Origin of the sequence: Streptacidiphilus sp. ASG 303, assembly GCF_020991365.1 — a bacterium.
In the GTDB taxonomy this organism is placed as follows: Bacteria; Actinomycetota; Actinomycetes; order Streptomycetales; family Streptomycetaceae; genus Peterkaempfera.
Map to the genome: position 1 here is coordinate 1 of NZ_JAJLRA010000174.1, position 287 is coordinate 287.

General features: G+C 78.4%; 1 protein-coding gene. It reads left to right on the plus strand.

The genetic code is table 11. The features are described from left to right. The coding region (locus LO771_RS30395) for an MFS transporter (protein WP_230748385.1) at positions 1 to 287 on the plus strand (287 nt) is incomplete at both ends.

The window sequence follows — 287 nt, forward strand, 5'->3', positions numbered from 1 at the left end:
GTCGCCGTCCGACTGGTTCCCGCGCGCGCAGCCCACCGGGCCACCGCACTGATCACGGCCGGGATCTCGGCCGGCACCGTCGTCAGCCTGCCGCTCGGCGCACAGGTCGGCCACCTCGCGGGTTGGCGGACCGCCTTCCTCCTCGCCGCGGGCGCCTCGCTCCTCGCACTCTCGGCCCTGGTGCTGAGGCTGCCCGCGCTGCCGGCCACCGGCGCGGTCAGCCTGACGACGCTCACCACCGCCCTGCGCAGGCCCGGTCCGCGGACCGCCCGGCTGGGCGCGGCGCT